Here is an 18,349-nt window from a genome sequence, read left to right on the forward strand (position 1 = left end):
GTGAGTTTACGTTTTTCCTAACCTATTAAGTGGATGATGAACGCATTCGGCCTAACAAATTAATCGAGATACATAAGGAATTTTCCAATGAAAACACCTCACGAAATACAGTATCAGGCCTTCGCCGCTGCTGGAGGTCTTTACGACGAACGCCACGCGAAACTGTATGCTAACTTTGCAGATGATTTAATCAAAGATGGTAGCTTTTCTATCGTTCACGAAGGCGTAGCTCATGCATGCTATACCCCAATTACAGTCGATGCTGCACCACACCTTAAATGTTTTGTGCTAGCGCCTTTGGCTGTATTGCCTGAATATCAAGGAAAAGGTTACGCAACGCGCTTAATGGAAGAAGCAGAAAAGCAGTTAGATGCAGACGTGATTTTTGTGATGGGCGACCCGTGTCACTACGGTAACCGTTACAACACACCACACAATGTTTTACCACCAGTAGAAACCTTGGCACCTCTAGAGTGTTGGTTTGCCCGTGAACTCACAGCTGGCGCGTTAAACGGCGTTGGTGAGTCGGCTTCAAGCTTAACGGGGCCATACGCATCTAAATTGATGTGGAGCCATCCGAGCGAACAAGTTTAATAAGAGGGGGGCATTGCGCCCCTTTCTGAACATAACGGTAACGGTTTAATGTGGTAAGCATACACTAATATAGATTAGAAAATGTATTGCTATTTTGAGCTAATAGATGAGTTTTAAGTTTAAATGATTTTGGGGCAAAGGCGAGTTACGTTGGACTGTTTTGAAACGTCTCTAGAGGGAAATGAGTTAGATCTTATCGTCGGATAACTTAACGTATAGAAAATGAGTTGTTCTGAGTGGCTAAAAGCAACGTTACAGGCTTCATGTGTCTCAAAGTTGAACTAACCCGCTGATTTACCATAATGCGCACAATCATCATTTCCTGCGTACTTGGCAGACATTGTTTTTCTTGTCGATGGATTATCAAAAACGACGTTACTGAGGAAGTCGCCAGCATGCCCGCTGATTAATTCGAGGCACGTAGTTCCTGTACCACCATGGCGATTGTCTCGAACAATGACTACTAATGAGGGTTACACTCAATAGTACCGTCTACACTTTATACCTCAAAACAAACTAAAATAAAGGCACCGACTATAAGTGCCTTTTATTTGAATTATTGTATGTCTTATTATTGTGCTGCTATTTCAGCAGCGCGATTAGCCAAGACTTTAGCATCAACTACTGAGAATACAGTATTATGTAAACCAAAAACCTTAGAAGCTGCCAGTTTATGAGGGAAATTACCATCATTTTCATAATTCATAATACTATAAACATCACCACTTTGATGTGGAAGTCCAAACGCATGGCCGAGCTCATGAGTTATAATCGCATTCCGAACGCCGTGGAGAAGTAAAAAGTCATAATTTGATCTTATCTTTAATAAATTAAACTTATGGACTTTAGCGTTAAACGAACAACAAGATGCAAGAGGTCTATCAACGTTACCATCTTGACTTATAATTAAATCAGCAGCATTGCTGTCATGTGTTTCTTCGAAAGTTACAGCATATTTAAAAGCATTCAAAGATTGTTTCATATCTTCTAACGTATTAACTACGGCATCTTTTTCACTTGCTTTTTTATAGTAATCACTTACATCACTAATCGTGGAATCAAGAAAATATTTTATATTACCTTGAAGAGGCAAGAATGGAGAGGAGGTAACACCAACTTGTTTAGATGTATAACCAGACCACACTACATATTCATTTAGTTTTTTTGTAATGTTATTTTCAACATTATATTTTGCAAACAAATAATTATCTTCTTCACCAGGGAACATCCAACTTATCACGTTTCTACTTGATTCCTCAGCTTTCACAGGAGAATTTAATTTAAATGCTATTTTATAGTTTTTGTTAGCATGAATATCAGCTACACACGTGAATTGTAAAAGGTACTTATGGTTATGAGCAATATGTTTCGTATTGCTACCACTTAGCATATCAGTATTACCTTCAGAATCTAATAGTTTGAAACTATTACAATTACTTCCAGCCAAACTTAAGTATGGTCTAAAGGAATACTTAAAAAAACTATCAAAGTCAGTGACTCCAGCTAAGTTTGAAAATGAATTTTTATCAAAATCAATATATAAGTCCTGTGATATTGTTAGATTAGTTTTATCTACGCTTTCAATTACACTTACTGCTGGGGTAAGGCCATATTGCTCTCGTTCCGTCCCTAGCTCATGCGAACGTAAACTAATTTTCAGACTATCTACTTTCTCTGCATTAATATATTTTTCATGGTTAGGGTTACCTGCTGTCGCTGTTTCACTTGAACTTGCACTTGCACTTGCTGAATAACAAAAGCTAGCGACGGAAAGGCCAGCTAAAATCAACATATACCTGCATGATAAAACATTACTTCCAATTATTTTATTGTTCATTATTTTTCCCTTTTAAATTTGAAACCTCATTATGTTTCTCTTTTCACCAACATGACGCAATAAAAGTCCAGACAAGAAAACTCCACTTGTCATAATCAACTTATAACTCAAAGATTCAATCAAGATATCTAACCTAATTTACTCTTGTATATATAAGATAATCATAAGTGTTAATTTAATATTTATATTCTACCACCTTAGAGAAAATGAATAACATGGAGAAGAATATACCCTCAATTGCATAAGCTGGGCAGTTGTTAATATTGAAAGATAAGAAACACAAAATGAACGCTGTTTTATTGATAGGAGTAGCAATAGATAAAAACATGAAGAAATCTATAATGTTATTATAAGTAAATCATACTGATCGTTTTTATGACTACCATTCTTTGATGTGACTCCGCTTCCAATACTTTATTTCACCATTTGTAAAACTCATAAATCCCTTATCCATCTAATAGCAAAAAAATTGCAGATCAACAAAATAAAACTTCAACTGTAAATTCACTAATAAAATCGATGAGTTTATTACAAATAATATCTTATCCTCATAATATTAATCCTTATCATTTCCTCGCATACTTGGCAGACATTGTTTTTCTTGCCGATGGATTATCGAAAACGACATTACAGAGAAAGTCACCAACATACCCATTGATGAGTTCAAGGTACGCAGTTCCTGTACCGCCATGTCTGTTGTACCGAACAATGGCTTCCATCAATTCCGGTGGGTTTGGTGAGTCAGCGTGATATACCGAGTCTCGGTACAGCCCAATCCAAATATCACAATCCTGCTCAATCTGACCGGTATCTCGTGAATCAGATGGCAGTGGTCTTTTATCTGCGCGCTCTTCCAATTTGCGGTTAAGTTGAGTAACCAGGAATACAACGCAATTTAACTCCTTGGCCAGCTGCTTGAGTCGCTTGGTGATATCGCCGTAAGCTAAGTCATTACGCTCGGCTTTCTCGGTAGTCATTAGTGTTAAGTAATCCACCATGATTGCAGCCAATGGAACCTCACGGTGCAACCTGCGCGATTCAGCTTCGATATACGTAATCGTGACGCTGGGTGAATCATCGATATAACACTTGGTATTGTTGTATTCGCTAATGGCTTGGCTAGCTTTGGCAAACTCAGTATCGAAGTTATATACATCTTCGGGGCTCTGATAGAACAAACCTGAATCGATACGGGCTCGGGAAGAAACCATACGCTCATAAATTTGCTCTTTTGGCATTTCCAGTGAGAACGTTGCAATCCCCTTCCCTTCTTCGATCGCAACATATTCAGCAATCTTTAATGTGAATGCAGTTTTCCCCATCTTAGGTCGTGCACCAATGGCCACCAGCGAACCAGGTAAGATGTCTTTCGGGGCTAAGATTTTATCGAGGTTAGCCAGCCCTGTTTTTAACCCAATAGCCGCCTCTCCGTTAAACCTCGCTTCGACCCCCTTAAGCCACTCTTTTCCGATATCAGACATACGGGATAGACCACCAGCACTCACTCCAACAGCAGAATTTCTAGCACGCTCAAGGGACGAGATCACAAGACCAAGACGTTCGGTTGGTGTCCCTTCCGATGGGTCAGACATCAACACCAAACCTGACTCAAGCAAACTTAACGTCTCACGCTCGACAGCTGCATTTTTCACAATGGTCACATAAGCCATTACGTTACGAGGCGATGGTGTGTTATTGACGAGATCAACAAGGTACGACAGATGGAAATCAATCTGGTTGCTACCAATGCCTAGCAGGTTACGTAATTCAGCTTCAACGGTTATCAAGTCGATACGAGAGCCTGTTTGAGCAACGTTGTTAATTGATCGATAAATATCACGATGCATGGCCTCACCAAAACTACCTATTTTTAGCGAGTAGAATATTTTACTGACTGCAGGTGCTTTCGGGTCGCCAATTAAAAACAATGCTCCCAACACGGATTGCTCAGCAGCATTGGCTTGGGATTGATAATTGATATCCATGTCTAATCCTTAATTGATGTCACTTCGTCGTAGGTTGATGGCCGTAATGCATATTCTAAATTTGCTATCCAGCCACGGTCATTCAGACCACGATGATGATCGGTGATGTAATTACTAAACCCCTGAACCAGGTAAACACACACCCACATGGTGATCCCCTTGGGTACCTTGCCTCGTTTTTTGCACTCGTTGCCATATTTCGTATAACCGACCTTGATGTGCTTCATGCATTTGTCGGTGATCTTCCGGTGCTGTTTGAGATCCATTTCATTCCAGACTGCAAGAATTTCTTCCTCGTCGATTTTGCTAATCGACAAAGGGATCTTTTGATCTTTTCTTTCTTTCTTACATTCTTTGTTAGTCGTCACCCGCTCGTCGCCTACCTGTCTTTGGTCTGTCGCTTGCCTGTCAGCTTGTCCGTCACCTTCATCAGAATCATCACTGTAACCAACTGTATTGTCATCACTTTCGCCTGTCTCTTTGTCCGTCACCTTGTTCGACTCTGGACTGACGCCGTGTGACACTGATCTGTCACAAGTGCCCGTCTCTTGTCTGTCCCCTTGTCCGTCACCCTCTCCATGATTTATATCGTAAACCTTTGAATTAGAAATAGTTCCGACTGTCCCTTTGTTCGTCCCTTTAAAATCAGCCACCCCCCAATCTTGTAACTGTTTTTTAGCCGTTCGATACGCCCTTTCTGTTAATCCAAGGCTTCTAAAATCCCCCAAAAAACACTGGCCCGCTTTCAAGCCATTCATCGGATGATCTGTTCTTCTAGCCCTATACGCCATGACCATCAGTAAGTGATTGGCATGCGGATGACCCAACAGAAACTCTGCTTCTTCAGTACGCATATATTTAATAAAACCAGCTTCGGCCATGCTTACCTACTTAGCCTTTATGGCTGTCATATAAATGAGCTCGTAAGCCAGCTTTGGATCACGAGAAGCCAGCTCTTTAATCTGCTGTAGACCTAAGAAAATAGCGACATCAATAATCATTGAGTCATTGCAACCAAGTACATTCGCTAAGTCAGAGACCTGCTGTTTATCAAGAGTCAACATAACCAGTTCCTCAAGATTTATACTCACCAAAGATATCGGGACGTAACATCTCTTTTGGGTAACCACATGCGAGCTCAATTTTAATAGCCAAAGTAGGGCTAGCACGCTTTCCATCAAAGCCAATATTCCTAAGGTGCCATATAGAACAACCACTTAAATCAGCAATAATATTTCTTTGCTCTAGAGTTAATGACCTCCAATAAAGTTCCCACTTAGCCCACATAGATTAACCCTCATAAAAACTTACCCAATATGGATGAATAAAAAATACACCCATACAGGGTTAAGTGTCAATCCTGCAGATTCCCTCTTAAAATAGAGTTAAACCCAAAAGGGGTTATTAAGAAGTGGGAGATAAAATGCAGTCAATTTATGACAACAGAGCAATGCACCTGAGAGAGCTAAGAAAAAAGTGCAATACAAACAGAGAATTATCTGAAGTAATTGAAGTTAAAGAACAAGTGATCGGGCAACTTCTGAAGGGCGAGACGGGAAAAAAAATAGGCACTGCATTAGCGAGAAGGATTGAAGAAAAATTCGACTTACCACAAAATGCTTTAGATCAGAGTCACTTTAGCCTTGAGCAAGAAGCACCAGATAATGAAACATTAGAAATTGCTCGTAAATTGAAAGAGTTAGGAGTAAACCCTGAAAAATTAGTAAAGTTAGTCGAACTTCTTAAAAATTAACTCTCAAACTCCTACCTTTTTAAAAAAGTGCATTTTGCACTTTTTTTTTGCTTGACAGCCAACCCAAAAAGGGTAAACCTAACAATGCACACCCAAAATGGGTAAGCATCTGGAGGGATAAATCATGCAAGCAGAATTGAACTCAACCATCCAAAAACGCCGTGAACGTCGAGATGCAATTCTCGCAGGTATCGCACTCTTTTTGCTCACTGCGTTCCTTACGCTTGCTGATTTGGACGCATTGCTGGTGGCTCTAATTCATGACACCCATTTTTAATTTGTCCTACGTGGGACATGGCTAGTGCGTGAACGGCAAGTGTAACTAGCCATACTTTCTTCAAAATTAGTGAGGCGTGAACAATGAAACTCTTCTCATGTAAATTTATCACTCTCAAGTGTCACCCTGACCATGTGATGCTAGGTACTGAACAACAGATCACCGTGTTCGTTACGTGCAAGTATCAAAAAGAGGTTCGAGAGCTTGCAGAGAGAGAGTTGTCATTTTGGGATCGTGAACATCACCAAGACTACAAAATATCGAAAATTGGTACCGCCACAACCACTCAATATAAAAACTACCTATCGGAACGAGAACAGGCTGGTTATAAAAACTATACCGCACAGACTGAAATGGATGATCCCGTCTTGTTCTCTTACATAGGGTTGGTACAAGACACGCTTTATCGTCTCGATAATGATTTCGCTGATACCTGCCCTATTGGTATTCGCCAAGAGATGGCTGAAAAGCTGGAGTGTGCTTTCAATGAACATATCGAGAACACGCCTGATTTTAATATCGATGCAACCAAACGCGAATATCTTGAAATCGAATGGGATGATTATGAAGCCGTCCGGCAGACTCTTCTCAACCAACGCTGCTTGCGCGTTCTTCTCCGCGAAGTCGCCCACATCAATACCAAGGGCAGCCAACCAGCACTCACGGAACCCGCTAAGCATAAACACACTGACCATCTTGATTATGGCCACTTTGCTGATATTAAGAAGCAACCTAGCCAATACACCACAGATGTCGCTGCAAATAAGATCCACTTTCTAATGGGTGGCACCGTTGAAATGGATGACATCCGCATGATCGTCAGTTTTATCAAAGACTATCAAGTGCCATACATCATGTTCACAAAATAGAAGGTGTCGCATGGGAAAAGGATACATGACGAATGCTCAGATATGCCGTTACTTCCGTATTGAACGAACAACGTTATGGCGCTGGTGCCGCAGTGGTTACTTCCCAAAACCTGATACCTACGGAACAGTAAAACGTTGGAAGATAGAAACCGTTGAACAGTTTGAGCAAAACAACAAACGCCGCACTGATTCGAGGGGCTGATATGACCACCAGCAATAAAATTGAAGGGACGAACATGCAACGATTTATCACTGATAGAAAAGCGCTGGCGCAACGTATTCGTGTAGCAAGAGAGTGCCGAGAGTTAACTCAAGTCAAAATAGCCAAATATTTAGGGCTTGCTCGTCAGACCTACTTGGATATTGAAACCGGCAAAACTGAACCGAAAGCGGGCACCCTACTCGCTATCGCTCAGATATTAAAAACGGATTATCGGTTTCTATTAACGGGTGAAAAATATAACGGTGGGATCCCGTTAACCGCCGATGATGTTAATCAATACTTCGCGAGGAATTGCGGGGATATACATTTGCAGGTAAACCTGAATTAACCCGACTTTGGCCAACATATAAAAAGACTCCATGAGGTGAGATATGAATAAGGACATAAAGGAAAGCGACCCACGTGTGATCATTACCCTCCCACAAAGCAAATGGGTAGGCGAAAACATCATTCAAGCCGTTTATGGACTCACTAGCACGGCCATCACGAATTACCGGTTAAAAGCATGGCAACAAGGTGTCCACTATCGAAAAGTTGGCATTACAGGGGTACCATCAGGCAGCAAAGCAAAAGTCCTCTACAACATCCATTCGATTAATGAGTGGATAGACGCTTATCCCCAAATGTAAGAGTAGGATCGATGAAGAAGCTACCTACCGGTGTCGAGATCCATTCAGGAAAGCTGAGGATCTGGTTCATGTTCAGAGGCAAGCGCTGCAGAGAAAGCCTATATTCTCCGCCAACGCCAAGAAACATCAAAATTGCCTTTGAGAAAAGAACCTCGGTTTGTCACGCGATCCGACTGGGTACTTTTGACTATCTGGAATGGTTTCCTCATTCAACCAATCACCAAGATATGGTCAACATCAACACGCTTACAGTAAAGGGGCTATTCGAGCGATGGTTAACACTCAAAAGAATTGAAGTCACAGAAGCGACGTTAACGAACTACCATAACCGACTCAAACAAACGCTGGCTTACCTTGATCCAGAGCTGCTTGTCAGCCACCTGACTCAAGAGCACATCTTAGATCTACGTATGGCCTTATTAAGTACGTGTTCGGCCTCAACGGTAAACACCTACATGCGAACAATAAAAGGGGTGCTGAGCTTTGCCATTACAAATGAATACTGCAGCCCTCGAGTAATAAGCGGTATCAAAGATTTAAAGCAATCCAAGTCGCCCCCTACGCCCCTTAGCCGTGATGAATTTTTTCGGCTTATCGAGGCCTGTAAAAATGAGCAGGATAAACACTTATGGGCATTAGCCGTTTACACAGGGTTACGACACGGCGAATTAATGGCGCTTGCGTGGGAAGATATTGATCTCAATAAAGGCCTTATTTATGTAAAACGTAATTTAACGTTAAAAGGTATTTTTAAATTACCTAAAACCACAGCGGGTGAAAGGGTAATTAATTTATTAGATCCCGCGATTAAAGCGTTAATAAAACAAAAACCTTTAACTTATATGATGTTGCCGGAAAGTATTACGGTTCAACAACGAGAGCATGGGAAAATAGAAATAGAAACCGTGCACTTTATTTTCTCTCCCCGTGTTACTGCTACAAAAGAAACGAAAAGTTATTACTTTCATACTAGTATTCATGATAAGTGGACGGCAGCGATAAGACGTGCAAGAATCGCCTACCGAAAACCCTATCAGACCCGACATACGTTTGCTTGTTGGATGTTATCTGCGGGTGCGAACCCTACATTTATAGCAAAACAAATGGGACATTCTAGTGCTAAAGAAATATATCAAACGTACGGAGATTGGGTTAGCGAGCATACCCAAAATCAGCTTGATGTACTGAACAAAAAATACGGCGAGAATGCCCCCAATATGCCCCTAAAAACTAACAAGTTAATGTAACCCAATGAATTTAATGAAGATAAACGAATACCCTAAATACTGGGCAGAGTGCTACGGAATTGCACCCTTCTTGCCGACCACACGTAAAGAAATGGATGCACTCGGCTGGGATAGCTGCGACATTATTATCGTGACTGGTGATGCGTACGTAGACCACCCAAGTTTCGGCATGGCGGTTATCGGCCGCTTGCTCGAATCTCAGGGTTTTCGTGTCGGTATTATTTCTCAGCCTAAATGGGATAATAAAGATGCCTTCATGGAACTTGGTCAACCGAATCTATTCTTTGGTCTGACTGCTGGTAACATGGATTCCATGATCAACCGTTACACAGCTGATCGTAAATTACGTCATGATGACGCCTACACACCGAACAACGAAGGCGGTAAACGCCCTGATCGTGCGGTTCTTGTGTATTCTCAACGTTGTCGTGAAGCGTATAAAGAAACACCGATTGTACTTGGTGGTATTGAAGCGAGCCTACGTCGCTTAACACACTACGACTATTGGTCTGATAAAGTGCGTCGCTCTGTTATTGTCGATGCAAAAGCTGACATTCTTCTTTTTGGTAATGCTGAACGCGCCTTGGTAGAGGTCGCTCACCGTATTGCTAAAGGCGAACAACTAGAAGATATGAAGAATATCCCTGGTACCGCCGTTATCATTAAAGAAATTCCTGAGCGCTTTAGAGAAATAGATTCTTCTCGTATAGAAAAACCTGGCAAAGCAATGCCAATGATCAATCCTTACGCGACAGAAGAAGAATGTAAAACCAAGCAAGAAGATGAAGTAAAAGTAGAACCCGTTGCCAAGCCTATCGTTGTAACGGCTTCTCGCCATGATCCAAAAAATACTTATATACGTTTACCTTCGTATGAAAAGTTATGTAATGACCGTATTCTGTATGCACACGCAAGCCGAGTAATGCACCTAGAAGCCAACCCGTATTCATCTCGTGCTTTGGCTCAAAAACACGGCGATCGTGAACTATGGATAAATACCCCCCCTATTCCGTTAACCACTGAAGAAATGGACTTTGTGTTTGGCTTGCCTTTCGCACGTGTACCTCACCCTTCATACGGTAAAGCGAAAATTCCAGCTTACGACATGATCAAGACGTCTGTGAATATCATGCGTGGTTGTTTTGGTGGTTGTAGCTTCTGTTCAATTACCGAGCATGAAGGGCGTATTATTCAAAACCGCTCTCAAGAATCGATTATTGATGAGCTAAAAGACATACGCGATAAAGTACCTGGTTTCACTGGTACTATTTCAGATCTTGGTGGCCCAACAGCAAACATGTACCGTTTAGGCTGTTCAGATCCTAAAGCGGAAATTAACTGCCGTCGTCCATCTTGTATCTTCCCTAAGATCTGTGAAAAGCTGAATACTGATCATAAACATACTATCGATCTTTATCGTGAAGCTCGCAAAGTTGATGGCATTAAAAAGGTATTGATTGCATCGGGTGTGCGTTACGACTTAGCGGTTGAATCGCCTGAGTACGTGCGTGAACTTGTAACTCACCACGTAGGTGGTTACTTAAAGATTGCGCCTGAACACACAGAGAAAGGCACCCTCGACCTGATGATGAAACCAGGTATGGGCACATACGATCGTTTTAAGAATATGTTCGAGAAGTACAGTAAAGATGCAGGTAAGAAACAATACCTAATCCCTTACTTTATTTCAGCGCACCCAGGTTCAACTAACGAAGATATGTTGAACTTAGCATTGTGGCTAAAAAAATATGAATATGAGTGTGATCAGGTTCAGAACTTCTATCCGTCACCGATGTGTAATGCAACCTCTATGTATCACTCTGAAACTAACCCGCTAAAGCGTGTTAAGTATAAGAAACGTGAGGAATTATTCGTTGCAAAAGGTGAACGTGAACGTCGTGTGCATAAAGCCCTATTACGTTACCACGATCCACTTAACTGGCCGCTTATTCGTGAAACGCTAATTTCTATGGGTAAGAAATACCTTATTGGTGATCGCGCCAATTGTTTAGTACCTGAAGAAGGTTCTGAGCAAGAAACGCAGCTAACACCAGCGCAACGCCGCCAATCAGGTCGTCATGGTGCAAAACGCTTTGCAACCAAGCACCCGAATCAGCCAGATATCCGTAAAGATGGTAAACGTCCGTCAGGCAACCGCCCGACCACGGGTAACCGACCAAATGGGAATACCCAGTCAAACGGTAAGCCTGCAGGTAAAGCTGGCACTAAACCTGGAAATAAGCCAGGTTCAAGAAGCCAAGGAAGTGATGCTGGTAATTACTCTGCATCTGCTAATGGTAAACCTTCAGGTAACCGCCCAAGCAAACCAGGGAAGCCAACCTCGACTCGTCAAGGTCAAGGTGGAAAACCTAACCGAAGCAGAGTAAAAGCAAAATAACTGTTTAAGTGGGCGCTGAAAATTCAGCGCCTTTTTTGTACCGTTATTTATAAGCTTTCGTTTTTACTAATTAATTTGACATTATTCGAACAACACTTAACTCACTGTTATATTAAGATGCTATAAATAAAATACTGACTATCAACGCCCTCTCTTTTTGTTGTTAGTTAACTGACATCGAAAGGACTCTCTGTGACTCATTACTACATTTTATGCCTGCTCAGCCTTCTTTTTGCCCTCTCTTTCAATGCATTTGCAGAACAACCTATCAGTTACAATGAGTGCCTCCTCAATGCTGTAAAATATCACGATCATGAATTAACACTGGGTGAAGTAAGATCAAAATGTAAAACAGAGGCGGAGCTCGCTAAAAACGAACAAGATTTACTGTCTGAACGGATGGCAAATGAACGTAAAAACGCATTCAACCCCTATGTAATTACGCCTCATAGAATGAATTACATCTTACCTGTAACGTATACCAACGATGTAAACAAAGACGCTTATGCAAAAACAGGTTGGGAGGACAGCCTTAAAGATGTCGAAGCTAAATTTCAGATCAGCTTTAAAGTACCATTGAATTACGACAGCATGTTTATCGAAGGCGACGGGTTGTTTTTTGGCATTACATTAAAATCTTGGTGGCAGGTATACGCCGATGATATTTCTAGCCCATTCAGAGAAACAAACTATCGACCTGAAATGTTCTACTTTGCACCAACGCCATGGACACCATTAGAAGGTAATACATGGGTCGCATTTGGTATTGAACATGAATCTAACGGCCGCAGCCAAGAGTTATCGCGTAGTTGGAATCGTATTTACACCGATTTTGTTTTTGAAAAGAATAATTTTGCTTTATCTTTGCGCCCTTGGTGGCGTATACCTGAAGATGAAAAAGAAACACCAGAAAGTGCAGATGGTGATGATAACCCTGATATCGAAGATTATATGGGACACTTTGAATTATCCTCAGCCTATCGCTGGGATGATTACGAATTCACCTTCTTAGGCCGTCAGAATTTCAGTGAACACAAGGGCTATGCTGAGCTCGGTTTAACATTTCCATTATGGGGACGTTTACGTGGATATGCACAATACACAACGGGGTACGGGGAAAGTCTAATAGACTATAACCACAACCAACAACGCATTGGTGTGGGAATTGCGTTAACTGATATGTTATAAAACATGATGCTATAACACAGAATAATTTACAGGGTCTCGTCCTAAAATACGTTGACGATTTTAATGAAAGGCTAAGCAATCTCGAGACACCCTTTTTACGAAAGTTACGAGGAGCTTAGCCATATACCCAAGCTACCGGGCTGGAAACCGTGTACCTGTTTTGTAAATAATATAAAGATATTATCGGAACAGCTCTGCACCCATGAATAAAACAATCGCACCAGCTGCAATAGCAGCTAACCCGATAAAGATTTTTTTCTGAATCTTTTCATCAAGGTACTTAGTCGCTAACAAGGCGAGAGCAAGTAACCCAATAATCACGCCGATCTTCAACATAGTATCAGCCCCCTAAAAACGGATAAGTCATCTTAGCACAGTACTAACTTATTCATTTAAGGGTATATTTATTATGAGTGACGAAGCAGGTTAATGATTAAAAAGTGCCACCATTAAGCAATAAGTAGCACTATATCCAAGCGAATAAATTAAATCTCAAACATCTGGTAATCTTTCAATTCAGGAATAGCTTTATGCAGTTCTTGCTCTTCTTGAGCCAGCCCTTTAATCGAACCACACAGGTCATCAGCTTTCACTGCCATTTCACCTGACCTTGCTTTTATACGCTCTTCAATACGTTGTTTTAGATCGGAGAATTTAGTTTGAAGCTCAGTGAAGTTAATTTCGCCATCTTTCATCTCATCAGATAACGCAGCAAATAAGCTCGACATGGATTCAACACTGACGTGTTTCATCGCTTCATCAAATTCTGTTTTCCAACTTTCATCTACATCAGCAAACATATCGGCTGGCATCACAAATTCATCGTTTTTGTAAAATTTATCTTGTGCTTTTTGACCATATTCATCAATCAATGCTTCAACATTGGCAAATGACTCTTTTGAATCAAAACTCGATGAAACTTCATCAAGAACATCAGTGGCAATACTCACACCATCACTGGCAATGTCAGCCATTTTCGGGAGGTACTCTTTAACGCCATTGCTGTAAGCTTCCAGAGCCTGACGCTGCATGGCATTTAAATCCAATTGCTTACCATTGATAAATACATTGTTATCTTCATCAATCATGACTTTCGGTTGGCCACTCTGATAGACAGATACGTCGCCATTCTTGATGTGAATTTCATTGGTTACATCGACAGGACAGCTTTGCGCAAATACGGCCGTTGAGCTCAATAACAACCCACCAATCAAAATACTTTTCATGATTCTTCTCTCTTATTATCTCTGCCGCTTAAGACAATTAAATACAAATTTGTACCCACTTTATTTCACCTTGAGCATGAATGCATATAAATAAACATTCTCTGGCTACTTTTCAGCACTATTCAGCAACGGTTTACATAAACAAGGCTACTATACATACAATCATATTATTCACCATGGTAATACAAACATGCTCAAAAAATTATTACTCATTGCCTTTACTCTACTGCCTATATCATACGCTCAAGCGGATGTTTCAATCTCAGGTGATGGTTTTGAATTGAGTAAAGACTGCCTAAAACTGGAATCGGATAATATTAAAATTAACTCTGAAGATTGTTCTGATGGGAAAGGAAAAAGCAAGGGTGACAAGAAAAATAGCAGTGTCCACGGTGATAACAACCCAGGGAAAGGCAATAAAGACAAAAAAGAAAAGAAGTAATCATAGTCGCAAGCTAACTCTTGGAACCTTATGTAGCAGAGCAGCTAAGAGTTCGCTTGAATTTTTATGTAATTCACGTCAACATGGTACAGCATATTCTTAATTAACCTAAAATCAGGATTATTGTGGAAAAAGTTGCCATTTTCGTTGATGTTCAAAACATCTATTACACCGTAAAAGATAAGTATAAGTGTAATTTTGATTACAATGCCTTTTGGGCTGAAGCGACACAAGGTCGTGAAGTAGTTGCAGCTTATGCTTATGCTATTCATCGAGGTGATGAAAAGCAGGGTCAATTCCAAAATATTCTTCGTGGTATCGGTTTTGAAGTAAAACTTAAACCCTTTATTCAGCGTAGCGATGGTTCAGCTAAAGGTGATTGGGATGTTGGTATCACACTTGATGTGATTGAGCATGCTGGCGATGTTGATCGTGTGATTTTACTTTCTGGCGACGGCGATTTTGATCTACTCGTCGATAAAGTACAAACCAAGTATGGGGTTGATGTTGAAGTTTACGGCGTGCCTGGACTAACAGCGACGTCACTGATTAACACTGCACATTATTACCGTGAGATCGAAAGCACACTATTGCTAGGTCGCTAATTTTCGTTCAATGTGCATTAGCATTCAAAACTAGTGTTAAAATGATGATTCAACTGTGTATCTTGGTTGAATCATCATCATTTAATAGCCAACGAACCCCATAAACTACTCGTTTATTTACCATCAGCTGGTTGAACTGATAGAAGCATCGTGATTATTGTCATCCGGCATTGGTTGCTTATCTAAGACTAGTTGTTGAATAGCTTCATAAGTCATTTTCAATGGCACAATAATAAAATATATAGAAACAATAATAACCATTACAGGGTCAGCATACACTGCATACGATTGATATTCCGTTAGCGATAAAACCTTCGCAAAAACAAAACCAATCATTACTGCGATACTTATCACAGTGTCCATTAACCATTGCTTTGCTTCTGCATCCACTAAACCTGAATTCGCACGCTTACCCTTTTTGATCAAAAGCCAATAAGCACCAATACAACCTAGAACATTAATAACACCAAAAATAAGTGCCACACCAGTATTCACATCGCGACCCCCATTCAATATTGCTTCAACGGCTGATGCAAAAGAAATACAGCACATTAGCGTTATCACTCCCCCTTTGAAAGCGATAACCATTGGCTCTACTTTGGTAATATTGATAGCTGAAGGATTCTTTCTCGGCTTATGTATATAAGATGCCGCAGCAACCGATACTAAGGTAAGAAAAAGGCTAACCAACGAGTAAGCCCCGTCAAATATGATGACTAAAGAGCCAATCCATGCCCCTAAACTAATTCCCATAACCGCAAATAACAGCGCAAAAAGAGTCGAAAAGTGAAGAAGCTTACGTTCAAGCTGAATATTACGGGTCATAAATCCTCCTTTATCGACAATTTTTTCGTCAATAAAGTGTTTTTTTAGAATATATTCATAGTATCTGTTTGACGTAGAATGTAATAATCCCTCAGCGACAACTTTTTCGTCGCTAAAGGTGGTACTTATCTAGATTGGCATAAGCACTACTCTGTGATCGGTTAAATAACATTTGTTTGTCAGCAGGAGCATTAAATTGAAAATAGCTCAGATTGAAATATTTCTTCATGCCAGTAAAACAGGATCGATAACGGAAGCGGCGCGTAAATTAAATAAGAGCCGAACAACAGTGAGTGCTTCTCTCAGCGCACTTGAAGATGATCTCGGCGTCAAATTACTCGCGCGAACAGGGAATCGTATTCAATTAACGAACATTGGTGAAAGCATTGCCAATGATTGCACTCGCCTCTTACAAATTGCTAACGATATTAAACGAAAATGCACTCTGCATATTGATGGTGTTGAATCTGTTGTTCGTATCGCCCGTGATGATGCTTTACCTGAAACATTTTGGCGCGACACACTCAACCGCTTGAAGGAAAAGTTTCCCAATACCAGCATCTCTATCTATGCAGCTACACCACCAGAATTAGAAAATTTAGTAGAACAAGATGCCGTAGACGTTGCTTATGGTTTATTGCCAACAGAATATCGTATTCCACGTTTGCTTCATTTCGACTTAGGGCAAATTCGCATGATGTCTGTTGCTCATAAAGACCACCCTCTTAGCCAATTACGAAAAGTAACCAGTGAAGATTTCGCTCGCTATACCGAAATCATTCTTGCTTACATTGAAGATGATAATTTAAAGACGGATATACCCAATTCGACCAACTACATCGCCCTAGCTTTTTATGAATACCTAAGCCATGCGGTTTTAGATGGGACGGGATGGTCTAATGTTCCTGCACTGCTAATTAATGACCACTTACGTCAAGGTACAATCAAGGTTATTAAACATAACAAAGCTATGAGCTGGCAGCCTTACGGTGAAATAGTAGAAAGTGAATCACGACGCGGATTAGTTATTCAGTGGCTATCTGAACAATTAGAAGACTATTTACTTGATGTGACAGATTAATACGCTATATATCCAATTTAGCGTGGAAATAGCCCCCATCATCTTCATTATGTGGGCTTAAAATCTACAATATTAATGAGATATCATCACTTTTCTATTAATAACGATAGTCTTATTATTAGAACACCTGTACCAAAAAAGATATTTGATCATGTAGTGTAGTCCATTAATGCAAAACCTAAAATTAGTCTTAATAAAATGTATTGTGTAAGTATGTCTTTTAAAATTACGTTGCTACACTTTTTACATCGTAAATTATAAAATGGTTGAATAGTATTGAATCTTTGATTAATCATTACCCAGCAAATAAATAGAGATGAAATACTATAAAACTTACATAAAATATACTCTGCCTCTCTAGTTAATTTATGTCAGTTATCACACCATATCTAATTAAACTTTCGTTATACGAAATTGTGGACAGGAAGACTAATGATGATAAAAAAACTTGTTGCTGAATTCATTGGCACATTTTGGCTAGTATTAGGTGGTTGTGGTAGCGCTGTGTTAGCAGCAGCATTTCCTGACGTAGGGATTGGCCTACTTGGTGTTGCACTTGCCTTTGGTTTAACCGTGGTGACGATGGCTTACGCTATTGGTCATATTTCAGGTTGCCACCTAAACCCTGCTGTAACTGTTGGTTTATGGTCTGGCGGTCGCTTTCCAGCAAATGAAATTATCCCTTATATTGTCTTCCAAGTTTTAGGTGCTATTGCTGGCGCATTTGTACTGTACATTATCGCAAGTGGTCAGGCTGGATTTGATCTTGCTGGCGGGCTAGCATCCAACGGATATGGTGAGCATTCACCTGGTGGTTACACCATGTTGTCGGGCTTTGTAACCGAGTTTGTAATGACCTTTATGTTCTTGTTCATCATTCTAGGTGTTACACACAAATTAGCCACCCCTGGTATGGCAGGGTTAGCCATTGGTTTAGCGTTAACGTTAATCCACTTAATCAGTATTCCAGTTACTAATACATCGGTTAACCCTGCTCGTAGTACTGGCCCTGCAATTTTTGTGGGTGATTGGGCTATGTCTCAATTATGGCTATTCTGGGTTGCACCTATACTTGGTGCTATCGTCGCGGGTATTATCTATCGCTGGTTGTGTCCAAACGAAGATTAATTAGATTTAAGCTAACTCAGACACTCTTTGACCGTAAAAAAA

General features: G+C 40.5%; 22 protein-coding genes. 14 read left to right on the forward strand and 8 right to left on the reverse strand.

Translation table 11 applies throughout. From position 1 onward, the window contains the following. The first annotated feature begins 87 nt into the window (after positions 1 to 87). Positions 88 to 594, forward strand: a complete 507-nt coding sequence (locus C9J48_RS01770; protein ID WP_006231404.1) for a GNAT family N-acetyltransferase — start codon at positions 88 to 90, stop codon at positions 592 to 594. Positions 595 to 1,165: 571 nt separating this feature from the next. Here the strand turns inward: C9J48_RS01770 and C9J48_RS01780 are convergent. From C9J48_RS01780 to C9J48_RS27770, 5 genes are all read right to left on the reverse strand, one after another. Further along, complete coding sequence (locus tag C9J48_RS01780) at positions 1,166 to 2,431, reverse strand: zinc metalloprotease (protein WP_006231403.1); 1,266 nt, start codon at positions 2,429 to 2,431, stop codon at positions 1,166 to 1,168. 566 nt (positions 2,432 to 2,997) lie between these two features. Then, positions 2,998 to 4,416, reverse strand: coding sequence for a replicative DNA helicase (locus C9J48_RS01785; protein ID WP_006231402.1), 1,419 nt, complete (start codon positions 4,414 to 4,416; stop codon positions 2,998 to 3,000). A gap of 2 nt (positions 4,417 to 4,418) precedes the next feature. Then, on the reverse strand, positions 4,419 to 5,297 hold the full coding sequence (locus tag C9J48_RS01790; protein WP_006231401.1) for a hypothetical protein: 879 nt from the start codon (positions 5,295 to 5,297) through the stop codon (positions 4,419 to 4,421). 6 nt (positions 5,298 to 5,303) lie between these two features. Next, on the reverse strand, positions 5,304 to 5,480 hold the full coding sequence (locus C9J48_RS28160) for a hypothetical protein (protein WP_006231400.1): 177 nt from the start codon (positions 5,478 to 5,480) through the stop codon (positions 5,304 to 5,306). 10 nt (positions 5,481 to 5,490) lie between these two features. Next, positions 5,491 to 5,703 carry a hypothetical protein gene (locus C9J48_RS27770; protein WP_006231399.1) on the reverse strand — a complete coding sequence of 71 codons (213 nt, stop codon included), beginning with the start codon at positions 5,701 to 5,703 and terminating at the stop codon, positions 5,491 to 5,493. A 136-nt stretch (positions 5,704 to 5,839) separates the two neighbouring features. Here C9J48_RS27770 and C9J48_RS01800 point away from each other — a divergent pair, with 136 nt between their 5' ends. From C9J48_RS01800 to C9J48_RS01835, 9 genes are all read left to right on the forward strand, one after another. Next, entirely contained in the window at positions 5,840 to 6,169 is a 330-nt protein-coding gene (locus C9J48_RS01800) for a hypothetical protein (protein WP_107281028.1), read from the forward strand. A gap of 124 nt (positions 6,170 to 6,293) precedes the next feature. Continuing rightward, positions 6,294 to 6,446 (forward strand): hypothetical protein, encoded by a 153-nt coding sequence (locus tag C9J48_RS27775; protein WP_006231397.1) that lies wholly within the window; start codon positions 6,294 to 6,296, stop codon positions 6,444 to 6,446. An 83-nt stretch (positions 6,447 to 6,529) separates the two neighbouring features. Then, positions 6,530 to 7,315 carry a hypothetical protein gene (locus tag C9J48_RS01805; RefSeq protein ID WP_006231395.1) on the forward strand — a complete coding sequence of 262 codons (786 nt, stop codon included), beginning with the start codon at positions 6,530 to 6,532 and terminating at the stop codon, positions 7,313 to 7,315. A gap of 10 nt (positions 7,316 to 7,325) precedes the next feature. Then, positions 7,326 to 7,517 (forward strand): helix-turn-helix transcriptional regulator, encoded by a 192-nt coding sequence (locus C9J48_RS01810; protein WP_006231393.1) that lies wholly within the window; start codon positions 7,326 to 7,328, stop codon positions 7,515 to 7,517. Position 7,518: 1 nt separating this feature from the next. Then, entirely contained in the window at positions 7,519 to 7,866 is a 348-nt protein-coding gene (locus C9J48_RS01815) for a helix-turn-helix transcriptional regulator (RefSeq protein WP_006231392.1), read from the forward strand. Positions 7,867 to 7,909: 43 nt separating this feature from the next. Beyond that, a complete protein-coding gene (gene xisR, locus C9J48_RS01820; protein ID WP_006231391.1) occupies positions 7,910 to 8,167 on the forward strand; it encodes an excisionase family protein in 258 nt (85 codons plus the stop codon). An 11-nt stretch (positions 8,168 to 8,178) separates the two neighbouring features. Continuing rightward, positions 8,179 to 9,414, forward strand: coding sequence for a site-specific integrase (locus C9J48_RS01825; protein WP_036803336.1), 1,236 nt, complete (start codon positions 8,179 to 8,181; stop codon positions 9,412 to 9,414). A 4-nt stretch (positions 9,415 to 9,418) separates the two neighbouring features. After that, positions 9,419 to 11,812, forward strand: a complete 2,394-nt coding sequence (locus tag C9J48_RS01830; RefSeq protein WP_006231388.1) for a YgiQ family radical SAM protein — start codon at positions 9,419 to 9,421, stop codon at positions 11,810 to 11,812. Positions 11,813 to 12,004: 192 nt separating this feature from the next. Beyond that, complete coding sequence (locus C9J48_RS01835) at positions 12,005 to 13,000, forward strand: phospholipase A (RefSeq protein ID WP_006231387.1); 996 nt, start codon at positions 12,005 to 12,007, stop codon at positions 12,998 to 13,000. A gap of 180 nt (positions 13,001 to 13,180) precedes the next feature. Here C9J48_RS01835 and C9J48_RS27780 read toward each other — a convergent pair whose 3' ends face one another. Together C9J48_RS27780 and C9J48_RS01840 are read right to left on the reverse strand one after the other, a co-directional pair. After that, positions 13,181 to 13,336 carry a hypothetical protein gene (locus tag C9J48_RS27780; protein WP_006231385.1) on the reverse strand — a complete coding sequence of 52 codons (156 nt, stop codon included), beginning with the start codon at positions 13,334 to 13,336 and terminating at the stop codon, positions 13,181 to 13,183. A 149-nt stretch (positions 13,337 to 13,485) separates the two neighbouring features. Further along, positions 13,486 to 14,226 carry a YggN family protein gene (locus C9J48_RS01840; protein WP_006231384.1) on the reverse strand — a complete coding sequence of 247 codons (741 nt, stop codon included), beginning with the start codon at positions 14,224 to 14,226 and terminating at the stop codon, positions 13,486 to 13,488. A gap of 190 nt (positions 14,227 to 14,416) precedes the next feature. Here C9J48_RS01840 and C9J48_RS01845 point away from each other — a divergent pair, with 190 nt between their 5' ends. Next, entirely contained in the window at positions 14,417 to 14,668 is a 252-nt protein-coding gene (locus C9J48_RS01845) for a hypothetical protein (RefSeq protein ID WP_011218039.1), read from the forward strand. A 125-nt stretch (positions 14,669 to 14,793) separates the two neighbouring features. Further along, entirely contained in the window at positions 14,794 to 15,273 is a 480-nt protein-coding gene (locus C9J48_RS01850; protein ID WP_006231382.1) for a LabA-like NYN domain-containing protein, read from the forward strand. Between the two features lie 123 nt (positions 15,274 to 15,396). Here C9J48_RS01850 and C9J48_RS01855 read toward each other — a convergent pair whose 3' ends face one another. After that, positions 15,397 to 16,098, reverse strand: coding sequence for a cation efflux transmembrane domain-containing protein (locus C9J48_RS01855; protein ID WP_006231381.1), 702 nt, complete (start codon positions 16,096 to 16,098; stop codon positions 15,397 to 15,399). Between the two features lie 196 nt (positions 16,099 to 16,294). Here C9J48_RS01855 and C9J48_RS01860 point away from each other — a divergent pair, with 196 nt between their 5' ends. Beyond that, positions 16,295 to 17,179: a LysR family transcriptional regulator gene (locus C9J48_RS01860; protein ID WP_006231380.1), complete on the forward strand. Its 885-nt coding sequence runs from the start codon at positions 16,295 to 16,297 to the stop codon at positions 17,177 to 17,179. Between the two features lie 435 nt (positions 17,180 to 17,614). After that, positions 17,615 to 18,307 (forward strand): aquaporin Z, encoded by a 693-nt coding sequence (gene aqpZ / locus C9J48_RS01865; protein WP_036803536.1) that lies wholly within the window; start codon positions 17,615 to 17,617, stop codon positions 18,305 to 18,307. The last annotated feature ends 42 nt before the right edge of the window (positions 18,308 to 18,349 follow it).

Origin of the sequence: Photobacterium profundum (genome assembly GCF_003026285.1) — a bacterium.
Classification (GTDB): domain Bacteria; phylum Pseudomonadota; class Gammaproteobacteria; order Enterobacterales; family Vibrionaceae; genus Photobacterium; species Photobacterium profundum.